The sequence below is a fragment of the Actinomadura meyerae genome (assembly GCF_900188445.1).
GTDB lineage: Bacteria > Actinomycetota > Actinomycetes > Streptosporangiales > Streptosporangiaceae > Spirillospora > Spirillospora meyerae.
Genome location: NZ_FZOR01000027.1, coordinates 63,395 through 75,938 on the forward strand (window position 1 = coordinate 63,395; position 12,544 = coordinate 75,938).

A 12,544-nucleotide genomic window follows, 5' to 3' on the forward strand; every position below is an offset into this window, starting at 1 on the left:
GCCCCCCGAATGTCCCCCACAGCACGTACCCGGCACTCCGGGGAACACTCGCCGGTCAGGTCGTGAGCTCCAGTTCCAACTGCTCGGCGACCGGCTCCGGGGGCGGCTGCGGGGCGGGCGGGGGCGGCACCGGGCGGCCGCGTCCCGGCCACCACCAGTTGGCGTGGCCGAGCAGGCTCATCAGCGCGGGCACGAGGACGAGCCGGACGATCGTGGCGTCCATCGCGACGGCGACCGCGAGGCCGAGCGCCATCATCTTCACCGTCGGGTCCGGCTGCGGGACGAAGCTCGTGAACACGAAGATCATGATGAGCGCGGCGGAGGTGATGAGCCGGGCGGTCGCCCCGATCCCGACCACGACCGACTCGTGCGGGTCGCCGGTCCGGTCGTACTCCTCCCGGATCCGCGACAGCAGGAAGACCTCGTAGTCCATGGACAGCCCGAAGATCAGCGCGAACATGAACAGCGGGATGAACGACATGATCGGGATGGCCTGGTCGACGCCGAGCAGTTCGACGCCCCAGCCCCACTGGAACACGGCGGTGACGACGCCGAACGACGCCCCGATCGACAGCAGGTTCATCAGCGCCGCCTTCACCGGCACGATGATCGAGCGGAACGCGATGACGAGCAGCAGCAGCGCGACGCCGACGACCGCGACGACGACCGTGAGCATGCGGTCCCCGACCGTGGCGGCCACGTCGATGATCGCTGGGTTCTCGCCGCCCAGGTAGATCTCGGTGCCGGGATGGGCGTCCCGCACGGCGGCGATCTCCACCTTCCGCAGGTGCCGGACGAGCTCGGTGGTCGACTCGGCGTGCGGCGCGTCCCGCGGGACGATCTGCACGATCGCCGTCTTCCCGGTCACCACGGGCTCGGCGGCGAAGACGACGCCGGGCGCCTCCGACAGCCGCCGCTGCAGTTCCTGGCCGATGAGGACCGCGTCCTTGTCGGGCTTCTTGGTCTGGTCCGGCGCTCCCTTCGGCAGGGCGGGCGACGGCGACGGGCTCGGCGCCGCCCCGGACGGCCCCGTCAGGCCGGACAGCCCCGCCCGCCCGTCCACCGTGGGCACGACGCGCTTCGGCTTGGTCCGCTGCTCCTCCCCCGGCACCTTGGCGACGACGACGAACGGGCTGTAGTGCCCGGCGCCGAACTCGCGGGCGACGATGTCGTACGCCTGCCGGGCCTCCATCTTCGGCGACGACATGCTGTCGGCCATCACGCCGAACCGCAGGCTGAGCGTCGGGACCGACAGAGCCAGCAGGACGAGCGTCGCGACGATCGCGTACGGCCACGCGTGCCGGTCGACATGCCGTCCCCACGCCGTCCAGCGCCGCGAACTGCGGTCGGGCCGGACGCGCGGCAGCCGGTACCGGTCGATGCGGGTGCCGAGCGCGCCGAGCACGGCGGGCAGCAGCGTCAGCGCGGCCACCACCATGATGCCGACGGCGAGCGCGGTCGCCATCCCGATGCGCCCGATGAACTCGATCCCGGACAGGAACAGCCCGCAGATCGCGAACACGACGGTGCCGCCGGCGAAGACCACGGCGTGCCCGGAGTGCGCCATGGCCCGGCCGACCGCGGTCTCGACGTCGTCGCCCTCGGCGAGCTGCTGCCGGTACCGGGTGACGATGAACAGCGCGTAGTCGATCCCGGCGCCGATGCCGAGCATCGCGGCGACCATCGGCGCGGTCGGCGCGATCTGGAACAGCGACGCCGAGAAGTGGATCAGCGAGTAGGCGACGGCCATCCCGCACAGCGACACCAGGATCGGGATGCCCGCCGCGAGGTAGGACCCGAACGCCAGCAGCAGCACGACCAGCGCGAGGACGATCCCGACGCCCTCCTGCGGCCCGCCCTTCGGCTGGTTGAGGATCATCGCGGTGATGCCGCCGAACTTGACCTCCAGGCCCGCCATCCGCGCGGGCTCGACGGCGCGGTTCAGCGCGTCGAGGTCGGCGTGGCCGACATCGCTCATCGAGCCGGTGAGGTTCAGCCGGACGACGACCGCGTTGTCGTCCTTCAGCCCGCCCATGCCCTGCGCGTAGGGGTTCTCGACGAACGCGACCCGCTTCAGCGCGGCGATGTTCTCGATCGACCGGCCGATGGTGAGCGCGACCCGCCAGTCCGCCGGGCTCGCCGCGGATGTCTCGTGGAACACGACGGTCGCGGTCGGCCCGGTCATCGCCGGGAAGTCCTGGCGCAGGGTGTCGATGGCCCGCTGCGTCTCGGTGCCGGGCAGCGTGCTCTGCTGGACGAACATGCCCCCGTACATCAGGCCGAGGACGCCCGTGCCGAGCATGACGGCGACCCACAGCTCGAACACGGTGCGCCGCCGCCGCACGCAGAGACGCCCCAGTGCGTCCAGGAATCGCGCCATGCTGGCAGAGAACACCCATCAGTGCAGATTTGCAATACGTGCAAGTTTGCAGTCCTGGTAATATCCGTCACATGGACGCGGAGCACGGCGGCGAGCCCGGCGGGGCGCCCAGCGGCGAGCCCGGCGGGGTGCCCGGCGGGGTGCCCGGCGGCGAGCAGGGCGGCGAGCAGGGCGGCGAGCGCCCCGGCCTGCGCGAGCGCAAGAAGCAGCGCACCCGGCAGGCCATCGCGACCGCGGCGCTGCGGCTGTTCGCCGAGCGCGGCTACGAGGAGACGACGATCGCCGACATCGCGGCCGCCGCCGACGTCGCGCCCCGCACGTTCTTCAGCTACTTCCCGTCCAAGGAGGACGTGGTCTTCGCGGAGATCGACGACCGGCTGGCCGAGGTCTCCGAGCGGCTGCGCCGCACCCCGGGCGAGACGCCGATGGAGACGATCCGGCGCAGCGTCGTGGACGTCCTCAACGCGGTCGTGGCGGAGCACCGCGACTACGGGCCCGTGCAGATCGCCCTCGTCCTGGAGCGCCCCGCGCTGCGGGCGCGCGCGTTGCAGCGGATGACCGACGCCCAGGAGGTGATCGAGCGGCTGCTGCGCGACCTGTGCCCCGGCATCTCCGAGATCGACGCGGTGGCCGCGTCCGGCATCGCGATCGGCGGCATGCAGGCGGTCGTCGCGCACTGCCGCCGCGAAGGGTACGACCCGCTCTCGATGCGGACGGCCCTCGACCGCGCCGTGGACATGATGGAGCACGGCCTGGTCTCGGTCGAAGCGCTCTCCCGACCGTCCCCCTAGACCCGGCCGGTTCCCCGGCGCCCCGGGCGTCAGTCGCTGATCTTGATGCGGAGGCGGCGGAAACCGCGCCCCTTGTTCTCGACCTTGGCGACCGTGATCCGGCCGATCTGCTTGGTGGAGCCGACATGCGTCCCGCCGTCGGCCTGCGTGTCGAGCCCGACGATGTCGACGATCCGGACGTCCGACACCTCCGGCGGCACGAGGTTCGTCGCGGTGCGGATGATGTCGGGGATCTCGAACGCCTCGGCGCGCGGCAGCGTCCTGACGTCGATGCGGCGGTCGGCCTCGACCTCGGCGTTGCAGGCGTCCTCCACCGCCTGCTTGAACCCGGGCGGGACCTCGCGCAGATCGAAGTCCATCCGCGCGGTCAGCGGCTCCATGTTGCCGCCGGTGACGAGGCAGCCGTAGTCGCGGAACACCACCCCGCACAGCAGGTGCAGGCCCGAGTGGGTGCGCATGAGGGCGGTGCGCCGGTCGTCCTCCACGGCGCCCTGGACGACGGTGCCGACCGGCGGGATCGGGTCGTCCTCCACGGGGATGAGGACCAGGTCGTCGCCCTTGCGGACGCCCGCGATCCGCGTCTGGACGCCCTGCCACAGCAGGACGCCGTGGTCCGGCGGCTGCCCGCCGCCGCCCGGATAGAAGGCGGAGCGGTCGAGGACGATGCCGTCGGGGCCCGCGTCGAGGACGACGGCCTCCCACTCCCGCAGCGCCTGGTCGTCGAGTTCCAGCCGGGTGGTGCGTCCGAGGGTCTCGCTCATGGCCTCACGGTAGAGGTCACCAGGGGCCGTAGGGGCCGGATCGGGAACCCCCGCGGCCGCCGTTCTTCTTCTTGTACGGGGCGACGGCGGGCCGGACGTCCGCCAGGTAGACGGCGGCGGCGATGAACGCGGCGACCGGCAGGATCCCGATCAGCAGCGCGATCGGGCTGGCTCCGAGCGCCGCCGGGGCGACCGCGTACGCGGCGCCGACGACCGTCGCGACGATCAGCACGATCATCCAGAGCCGCTTGCGCCACTTGCCGGCCGCGGCGTAGGCGCCCTCGGGCACGGTCAGCGAGTCGACCAGCGCCCACGCCTCCATCACGAAGGCGATGATCAGCAGCAGCCAGAAGAAGTAGTCCAGGACATTGAAGCCCTCCATCGGCGATCAGCGCTCCTGCTCGTCTCGGACGGCGACACCCCGCCGCTCACACGGCGCGTCGCTCACACGGCGTCTCACGGGCCCAACCCTATGCGCACCGGCCGCCGGGGCGCCCCCCTCGCGGCCTGCCTGCTGGAACAGACGAAGGAGCCCGGCCGGATGTTCCCGGCCGGGCCCTCACGGCGGCGCCGTTACTTCTTCGCGGTGGTGCGGCTCTGCCGGGCGGTGCCGTTGGCGCGGCGCTGCGGCGCCGTGCGGCCGCGGGCGGCCGGCTTGGCCTCGGACTCGGTGATCTCGGCGACCTCGACGGCCTCGCGGTTCACGACCTTGCGGCCGCGCTCGCTGAGCTCGTCGATGAACTCGACGGCGCGGGTGCCGACGTGCGTGGCGTACGCGACCGCGGCGCCCGGCAGGTCCTTGGCCTCGACGCGCTGCTGGTACCGGGAGACCTCGCCGCGGTAGCGCTCCACGGTCTCGCGGACCTGCTCGCGGTAGCGGTCCACCTGTCCGGGGACCTCACGGAGCTTCTCCACCGCGAAGTCGCCGGCGCCGGCCACGGTGTAGACGGCCCTGTTCGCTCGGAGGTTGCTGGCCAGCGTCATCCGACCTCTTCCTTTCCCTTGGGTTCGTGCGGCTCTGGTGGTTCCGGGGCGGCCCGGCCGTTCTGGGCGGCCGCGTCGGCGGGCCCGGTGCCGGTCACTCCGGTGGCCTCGTTCTCCTTGAGGAACGACGCGTAGATGTCGAGCAGGACCTGCTTCTGCCGCTCGGTGAGCAGGAGGTCGCTGCGGACGGCCGCCATCACGTCGGTGTCGGCCTCGCGGTCCTCGAGGATGCCGGCCTGCACGTACAGCGCCTCGGCGGAGATCCGCAGCCCCTTGGCGATCTGCTGCAGGATCTCGGCGCTCGGCTTGCGCAGGCCGCGCTCGATCTGGCTCAGGTACGGGTTGGAGATGCCCGAGACGTCCGCGAGCTGGCGCAGCGAGATCTTCGCGCGCGTCCGCTGTTCCCGGATGTACTCCCCGATGGAGCCGACCTTCGAACTTGCCATGACTCCACAGTGCGTCATGGTGCTTGCAATTGCAAGCGCCCTTGCTAGCACTTCGTGGTGAATCGCCTCACACGCCGGAAAGGTCGGAAAGGCCGGAAAGATCGCTGGTCGGGGCGGGTCAGTCGACCTTGGAGGCCGGGGCGATCCAGGTGTTGCAGACGGTCAGGTCGCGGCCGTTGAACCCGGTCACCACCCAGCCCGCGTAGTGGCGGCCGGAGCCGTGGTCGCGCTCCGCCACCGGCTTGCGGTCCTCGCCGCGGCCTCGCACGTCCATGATCATCGCGACGTATTGCTCCCGGGTCATCGGCAGCGTCGACCGCTCCGAGCCGAGGAACGCGCCGGCGAAGCACTGCGCCTGCAGCTCGATGCGGCGGCTCGCCTCGTTGCCGGTGGCGGTGTCGCCCGTCTCGATCTGCCGGTCGCCGTAGAGAAGGATCCCGGCACGGTCCTGGACGTGGTGTCCGTACTCGTGCGCGATGACCCGCGCGTACACGGCGTAGTGAGAGAGAGGCTCGCCACCGGACGTCTCGACCACGTGATTCAAGCCGACGTACATCGTGTTGTTCGCCGGGCAGTAGAACGCGGACGCGCCCGGCGCCGGGTAGGTGCCGCAGGGGCTGCGCCCCGGGTTCACCCAGAACACGCGGTTGGGTTTGTTGAAGGAGATCCCGGCCTTCTGGAACTGCCTGGCCCACGCGCTGTCGAGGCAGTCGCTGAGGGTGTCCATGAACTGCCGCATCGAGTCGGCGGACGGCAGGATGCGCGGCAGGCGGCAGCTGACCGACGTCAGCGGCCCGCTCTTGTAGAGCTTGCTGTTGGTGGCCTTCTCCTTGGGCGACCCCGACTCGGTGCCGCCGCCGGACGCGGTGGTCGGTCCCGTGCCGACCGCACCCTGCGTCCCGCCGAACAGGGACAGCCCCACGATCGCCAGGACGACCAGCGCCGTCAGCCCGCCGAAGATGCCCGCGATCGTCCCGCCCGCGCTGCGGCGCGGCGGTGGCCGCATTGGGACATACCGGTACTGCGGCTGACCGTAGGCAGGCTGCCCGTACCCCGGCCCGTACCCGTACCCAGGGCCACCTGGCGGCTGCGCACCGTAGGGCGGCACACCTTGCGGGGGCCCGCCATAAGGGGGACGGCCGTACGGCGGGGCCGGTGGCCGCGACGATGGGGGCGGCGGGGGGTATTGACCTGCCATAGCGCAGAATCATCGCACGCGTTGCCGATACTATTTGCGGCCATGTCTGCTCTTGCGGCGTTGTTCCGGTTCCGGCCGGTCGTCCCGACGGTGTCGGCCAGGATCTCGGCCACGGGGTCGGCTAGGGGGTCGGCCAGGCTGGCGGCCAGGGTCTCGGCCACGGGGCCGGCCACGGGGCCGGCCAGGTTGGCGGCCAGGGTCTCGGCCACGGTGTCGGTGGCGGTCTCGACGGTGCTGTCGGCCGCGGTACTGATCCCCCTGTCGGCCTCCCCCGCCGCGGCGGACGGGTCGGGCGCCGGGGCGGCCGCCCCGGCGGAGCGGGTGCTCAAGGACCAGGTCGTCCTCACCGCGGGCAAGGGCGGCACCGTCAAGGTGAAGGAGACGGTCGTCTACCGGTTCGCCGGGCAGAAGGGCTTCCAGCGGGCGTTCCAGACCCGCGTCCACGAGAGCCTCAGCGAGGACCGCGTCTACAAGCTGGACAACCTGCGGGCGAGCAGCCCCGACGGCGGGCCGACGCGGGTCAGCGCATCCGAGGGCGAGACGCGGACGACCGTGAAGGTGACCGCCGACGGCGCCCTCAACGGCGACCGCACGGTGGTGCTGGAGTACGACCTGCGCGGCGCGATCACCCCGATGGGCGGCGCGGAGGAACTGCGCTGGCCGGTGATCGGCGGCTGGAAAGTCCCGGTGGACGAGGCGAAGGCCACCGTGGACGGCGGCGCGATGATCCGCAACGTCAACTGCTTCACCGGGCCGATCGGCAGCACGATCGGCTGCACGCAGTACTACACGAACCACACGCACACGCAGGGCGTCTACGCACAGCAGGGCATGCTGCCCGGCGAGTACCTGACGGTCGTGGCGGGCCTGCCCGCGGGCACGACCGGCGGCAAGGCGCTCTACGAGCGGCGGCACACGGTCGCGACCGCGTTCTCCGTGAACGCCGTGACCGGCTCCGTGCTCGCCGGGCTGGTGGTGCTGCTGCTCGGCGGCGTCGCCGCCCTCTACCTGCTGCGCGGGCGGGACGCGCGGGTCGTCGGCAGGAAGGCCGCCGAGGGCGACCAGGCGCCGCTCGCCGGGACCGAGTTCGAGCCGCCGGACGGGGTGCGCCCCGGCCAGATCGGCACGCTGATCGACGAGCAGGCCGACGTGATCGACGTGACCGCGACGATCGTCGACCTCGCCGTGCGCGGCTACCTGCTGATCGAGGAGGAGGACCGGGCCGTCACCGGCCGCCTCGACTGGACGCTGCGCCGCCTCGACCGCCCCCAGGTCGACCTCCTCCCCTACGAGCGGATCCTGCTGGACGCGCTGCTGACCGCCCCGGACGGGACGGGTCGCGACGCGGTGAAGCTGTCGGAACTCGGCGGGACGTTCGCGACGAAGCTGGCGCAGGTGAGGTCCGCGATGTACGACGACGTGGTGAAGCAGGGCTGGTTCGCGCGCCGCCCGGACACCGTCCGGTCCCGCTGGACGATCGCCGGGATCGCGGTGACGCTGCTCGGCATCGCCGCGACGGTCGCGCTGGCGCTCACCAGCGAGTGGGCCCTGGCCGGCCTCGCACTGATCATCGCGGGCGCCGCGCTGGCCTACGGCGGCCAGTACATGCCGGCCAAGACCGCGCGCGGCGCGACGGTCCTCGCGCACACGATCGGGTTCCGCGCGTTCCTGGAGCGCGGCGCCGTCCCGGACGGCGACGCCGTCGCGTCCCGGCAGCGGATCGCGCTGTTCTCCCGGTTCCTGCCGTACGCGGTCGTGTTCGGCACCGTCCCGAAGTGGGCGGAGACGGTCAAGGACGCGGGCGAGCGCGGCGCCGACAACCTGTACTGGTACGAGGGCCCCGCCGAGTGGGACCTGTCGAAGTTCGCCGAGTCGATGCGCACGTTCACGCTGGCCACCTCGGGCTCCATCTCGCAGTCGCGCGGGATGTGACCGGCGCCGGGCGGTTAACCGCCTGACGCGGGGTAGGGCCGGGGCGAGGAGGTGCCGCCCCATGATCCTGGCCGACCAGCTCCCCCCGCCCGACGGCGGCGACCTCGGGAGTTCCTGGGGCCTCTACGTCGGCCCGGCGGTCATCTTCCTCGCGATCATCTTCTGGGTGGCCGTCACGCTGACGGCGTCCCGCGTGCCGCCGCGCAGGCGGGCGCCGACCGGCCGCCTGTCCGACCGCGGGCCCGTCCAGGGCGGGATCCTCCAGGGCAGCCCGTCCCAGCGGACCCGTCGCGACCCGGCGCCGTCGGTGACGCACCGCCAGGTCATGGCCCACATCGAGCAGGCGCGCGCCGAAGAGGAGGCCCTCGCCGAGCAGGCCCGCGCCGAGGAGGAGGCCGTCCGGCGGCCCTCGCACCGGCGGAAAGGCCGAGGGCGCCGCAGGAAGCGGGGCCTGTTCGGCGGGCGCGGACCCCGCTGACCGTTCCTGATCACCCCACGTAAGATGTCTGACGTCTTACTTGGGAGGATTCGTGGGGTTGAGTCCCGTTTCCAGCGGCTCGACGGTGGACGCCGTGCTGGAGCAGCTGCAGGCGCAGGTCAGCGCCGGTTCCTGGCCGGTCGGCGAGCGGATCCCGGCGGAGCTGGACCTCGCCGCGCAGCTCGGCGTGAGCCGTCCGGCCGTCCGGGAGGCGATCCGGGCGCTGACGCACGTCGGGGTGCTGGAGGTGCGGCGCGGCGACGGGACGTACGTGCGCAGCAGCGCCGACCCCCGGCCGCTGCTGCGCCGGGTCGCGCGGGCGTCGGCGCGGGACGTGTTCGAGGTGCAGCTCGCCTACGACGTCCAGGCGGCGCGGCTCGCCGCCCGCAGGCGCACCACCGCCGATCTCGAGCGGCTGGAGCTGCTGCTCCGCGCGCGCGACGAGGCGACCGAGCCGGACGCGTTCGGCGCCGCCGACGCGCGGTTCCACCTGGGCGTCGCGGAGGCGTCCCGCAACCCGGTCCTGATCGAGGCGATGCGGTACTTCATCGACCGGCTGCACGAGTCGATGCGCGCGATCCGGCTCGACCACGACGTCCCCGAGGCGGGCCCGGCCCGGCACCGCGCCGTGCTGGACGCGATCGCCGCGGGCGACCCGGAGGCCGCGGCGTCGGCCGCGGCGGCCGTCGTCGAGCCGACCCTCGCCGTCCTGGAGACCCTGCTCGGCGGGGCCCGGTGACCGCGCGGCGCGCCGGGCTGGCCGGCTCCCTCCTGATGATCGTCCTCGTGGCGGTCAACCTGCGGCCGGCGCTCGCGGCGGTCGGCCCGGTGCTGACCGAGATCAGCGACGAGTTCGGGCTGTCCGGCACGGCGGCGGGCGCGCTCACCACCCTGCCGCTGGTCTTCTTCGGCTCCTACGGGCTGGTCGCGGCGTTCCTGCCGCGGGCGCCGCGCGGCGAGACGCTGCTGGTCAGCGCGATGGCGCTGCTGGTCGGCGGGCTGGTGCTGCGGCTGCTGGACGGCCCGGCCGCGCTGTTCGCCGGGTCGCTGGTCGCCGGGATCGCGATCAGCATCGGCAACATCGCGATGCCGGGCATCATCAAGCGCGACCATCCCGAGCGGATCACCACGGTGACCTCGGTCTACACGGTCGCGGTGACGGTGGGGGCGTCGCTGACGTCGGGGATCGTGGTGCCCGTCGAGCACGCCTTCGACTCCGGCTGGCGGCTGCCGCTCGGCCTGCTCGCGGTCCCGGCCGCGCTCGCCGGGCTGCTGTGGGTGCCCCGGGCGCGGCGGGCGGCGCACGCGGCCCGGTCGGCGCCGCCGGTGGTGTCGCGTCAGGGCGTCACGGCGCTGGTCTGGCGGTCGGGCCTCGCCTGGAACGTCACGGTGTTCATGGGCCTCCAGTCGCTGCTCGCCTACGTGGTGCTCGGCTGGCTGCCGACCCTCTGCCAGGACCGCGGGATGGACGAGACCGCCGCCGGATACGTCCTCGCCCTGACGGCGGGCGTCCAGGCGATCGGGTCGCTGGCGGTCCCGGTGCTGGCGCGGCGGATGCGCGACCAGCGCCCGCTGGTGCTGGCCACGGCGGTGCTGGCCCTGGTCGGCTTCGCCGGGACGGCCTGGGCGCCGATCGGGTCGGTGTGGGGCTGGGCCGTGATCCTCGGCTTCGGGCAGGGCCTCGGGTTCGCCGCCGCCCTGTCGTTCATCGGCCTGCGCGCCCACGACGCGCAGGTGGCGGCGCAGCTGTCCGGGATGGCGCAGGGCGTCGGCTACGTCATCGCGGCGCTCGGCCCGCTCGCGCTCGGCGCGCTGCACGACGCCACCGGCGGATGGAGCGTTCCGATGGTCGGCGTCCTCGCGGTCTGCGTCGGCATGGCGGTGCCCGGGGTGGCGGCGGGCCGCCTCCGGACGGTCGGTGCCCCCGCGAAGGCCCTCGAGGGGGTTAACTCGGAAATTAGCGGACACATCCCTAATTGACCCCACATTGGGGCCGATACCGCCATGGGGAGGTGGACCATGATGCTCGCCGCGACCCTCGCCGACACGGCCACGCCCAGCGTCGCGCTCAGGTGGGTCTGGATCATCGTTGTGGTGGGCACGGTCCTGACGATCGCCCGCCTCTACGTGACCCGGACGGCCGGGTCCCGGAAGATCCACCCTGACCGCCGCAACGACCAGCAGAACCACCGCGGCATGGAGCAGGGCGGCATGTACACCTACCGGCCCGGGATGTTCTCCCACAGCTACCCGCCGGCGCGGGACGGCCAGTGGGAGGAGTTCCGCAAGGACAACCCCCAGCCGGGCCGCGAGCCGCGGAAGCCCTGGCCGGAAGGCGTCCTGTACGAGCAGACGGTGTTCAGGGAGGAGATCGAGGACCTCAAGCGGACACCCGAGAAACGCTAGAGCCCTCGAACCGACCCCGGCCGGCGTCCCGGCCGGGGTCGTCTCTTGAACACCGACCGACGGGCCTCCCGGTCGGGAGACCGGCGCACGCGGACCGACCGGGCTAGAACGCGCCGGGGGCGGGGCGGACGGAGCCGACGACGCCGTCTCCGCCGCGTACCTCGACCGTCGCCAGTTCGGCCAGGCCCGGCTCGTCGACGCCGAGGGAGCGCAGCAGCGCCACGGTGACCGGGGTCCGCGCCCGCATCGCGCCGTCGTCGATCTTGACGGCGCCGGCCCGGCCGTCGCTGTAGGCGAAGGCGTCGACGCCTTCGGCGCCGCACTTGACGAGGAGGCCGGGGACGGCGTCCATCAGCTGCCGCTCCTCGCGCCGGGTGCCGGACGTCCACTGCGGATGGGTGCGCATCGCGTCGGCGACGCGCCGCTCGGGCGTGCCCGGCCCGGCCAGTACCAGGGCCCGGAACGCCCGCGCGACCCCGGCCGTGGACACCGCGAACAGCGGCGCCCCGCACCCGTCCACGCCGACGGCCGCGACCGGTTCCCCGGCCAGCTCCTCGACGACCTCGCGCACCGCCTCCTGCAGCGGATGCCCCGGGTCGAGGTAGGTGCCGGTCGGCCAGCCCGCGGCGACGCACGTCGCCAGCATCGCGGCGTGCTTGCCGGAGCAGTTCATCCGCATCCGGGACGGGCCGCCGCCCTGCCGCGCGACCGCCTGCTGCGCCTCCAGGTCGATGGGCCAGCTCTGCGGGCACCGCAGGTCGTCCGCGACCAGCCCCGCGCCCGCGAGGATCTTCTCGGCGCCCTCGACGTGGAAGTCCTCCCCGGAGTGGCTGCCGGACGCGAGCGCGAGCAGCTCGTCGTCCAGGTCGAGCCCGCAGCGCAGCATCGCGACGGCCTGCATCGGCTTGTTGGCCGACCGCGGGAAGATCGCCGCCTCGGGCTCCCCGGCCCGCACCGCGACCGTCCCGTCCGCCGCGATCCCGACCGCGGCCCCCCGGTGCCGCGACTCCACGAAGCCGGACCGCTCCACCTCGACCAGCACAGGATTCACGTCCACCGCACCCTCCCTAACGTCCGCGCGCACCGGCACCGGCCCGGACCTGGACATCGATCGGCCCCCGCCGCCCGCGGGCGGCGGTCCGCCGCTGGAAAGCCCCCGACCCGCCGT

General features: G+C 73.1%; 13 protein-coding genes. 6 read left to right on the top strand and 7 right to left on the bottom strand.

Annotation, left to right across the window (positions count from 1 at the left end; all coding sequences use genetic code 11):
• Positions 1–55: 55 nt before the first annotated feature.
• The gene (locus CHF16_RS25310) at positions 56–2,380 is read right to left on the bottom strand and encodes an MMPL family transporter (protein ID WP_089328630.1); all 2,325 of its coding nucleotides are present in this window, start codon (positions 2,378–2,380) and stop codon (positions 56–58) included.
• 71 nt (positions 2,381–2,451) lie between these two features.
• Between CHF16_RS25310 and CHF16_RS25315 the strand changes: the two genes are divergently transcribed.
• Positions 2,452–3,171, top strand: coding sequence for a TetR family transcriptional regulator (locus CHF16_RS25315; protein ID WP_089328631.1), 720 nt, complete (start codon positions 2,452–2,454; stop codon positions 3,169–3,171).
• A 29-nt stretch (positions 3,172–3,200) separates the two neighbouring features.
• On the opposite strand, the gene CHF16_RS25320 is transcribed toward CHF16_RS25315, so the two are convergent.
• The 5 genes from CHF16_RS25320 to CHF16_RS25340 all read right to left on the bottom strand — a co-directional run bounded on the left by CHF16_RS25320 (position 3,201) and on the right by CHF16_RS25340 (position 6,368).
• Positions 3,201–3,932 (bottom strand): alanyl-tRNA editing protein, encoded by a 732-nt coding sequence (locus CHF16_RS25320; RefSeq protein WP_089328632.1) that lies wholly within the window; start codon positions 3,930–3,932, stop codon positions 3,201–3,203.
• 16 nt (positions 3,933–3,948) lie between these two features.
• The gene (locus CHF16_RS25325; protein WP_089328633.1) at positions 3,949–4,314 is read right to left on the bottom strand and encodes a DUF2516 family protein; all 366 of its coding nucleotides are present in this window, start codon (positions 4,312–4,314) and stop codon (positions 3,949–3,951) included.
• A gap of 191 nt (positions 4,315–4,505) precedes the next feature.
• Complete coding sequence (locus CHF16_RS25330; protein WP_089328634.1) at positions 4,506–4,916, bottom strand: hypothetical protein; 411 nt, start codon at positions 4,914–4,916, stop codon at positions 4,506–4,508.
• Complete coding sequence (locus tag CHF16_RS25335; protein WP_245869195.1) at positions 4,913–5,362, bottom strand: helix-turn-helix domain-containing protein; 450 nt, start codon at positions 5,360–5,362, stop codon at positions 4,913–4,915. Before CHF16_RS25335 ends, CHF16_RS25330 begins: the two co-directional genes overlap by 4 nt.
• Before the next feature lie 118 nt (positions 5,363–5,480).
• The gene (locus CHF16_RS25340) at positions 5,481–6,368 is read right to left on the bottom strand and encodes a neutral zinc metallopeptidase (RefSeq protein ID WP_089328635.1); all 888 of its coding nucleotides are present in this window, start codon (positions 6,366–6,368) and stop codon (positions 5,481–5,483) included.
• 408 nt (positions 6,369–6,776) lie between these two features.
• Here CHF16_RS25340 and CHF16_RS25345 point away from each other — a divergent pair, with 408 nt between their 5' ends.
• From CHF16_RS25345 to CHF16_RS25365, 5 genes are all read left to right on the top strand, one after another.
• Complete coding sequence (locus tag CHF16_RS25345) at positions 6,777–8,492, top strand: DUF2207 domain-containing protein (protein ID WP_245869198.1); 1,716 nt, start codon at positions 6,777–6,779, stop codon at positions 8,490–8,492.
• Positions 8,493–8,553: 61 nt separating this feature from the next.
• Positions 8,554–8,970 (top strand): hypothetical protein, encoded by a 417-nt coding sequence (locus CHF16_RS25350; protein ID WP_089328637.1) that lies wholly within the window; start codon positions 8,554–8,556, stop codon positions 8,968–8,970.
• Between the two features lie 58 nt (positions 8,971–9,028).
• Complete coding sequence (locus tag CHF16_RS25355) at positions 9,029–9,709, top strand: FadR/GntR family transcriptional regulator (protein WP_218826825.1); 681 nt, start codon at positions 9,029–9,031, stop codon at positions 9,707–9,709.
• Complete coding sequence (locus tag CHF16_RS25360; RefSeq protein ID WP_089328639.1) at positions 9,706–10,950, top strand: CynX/NimT family MFS transporter; 1,245 nt, start codon at positions 9,706–9,708, stop codon at positions 10,948–10,950. Before CHF16_RS25355 ends, CHF16_RS25360 begins: the two co-directional genes overlap by 4 nt.
• Positions 10,951–10,989: 39 nt before the next feature.
• Positions 10,990–11,376 (top strand): hypothetical protein, encoded by a 387-nt coding sequence (locus tag CHF16_RS25365; protein ID WP_089328640.1) that lies wholly within the window; start codon positions 10,990–10,992, stop codon positions 11,374–11,376.
• A gap of 103 nt (positions 11,377–11,479) precedes the next feature.
• On the opposite strand, the gene CHF16_RS25370 is transcribed toward CHF16_RS25365, so the two are convergent.
• Positions 11,480–12,433 carry an asparaginase gene (locus tag CHF16_RS25370; RefSeq protein WP_245869201.1) on the bottom strand — a complete coding sequence of 318 codons (954 nt, stop codon included), beginning with the start codon at positions 12,431–12,433 and terminating at the stop codon, positions 11,480–11,482.
• Positions 12,434–12,544: the final 111 nt, after the last annotated feature.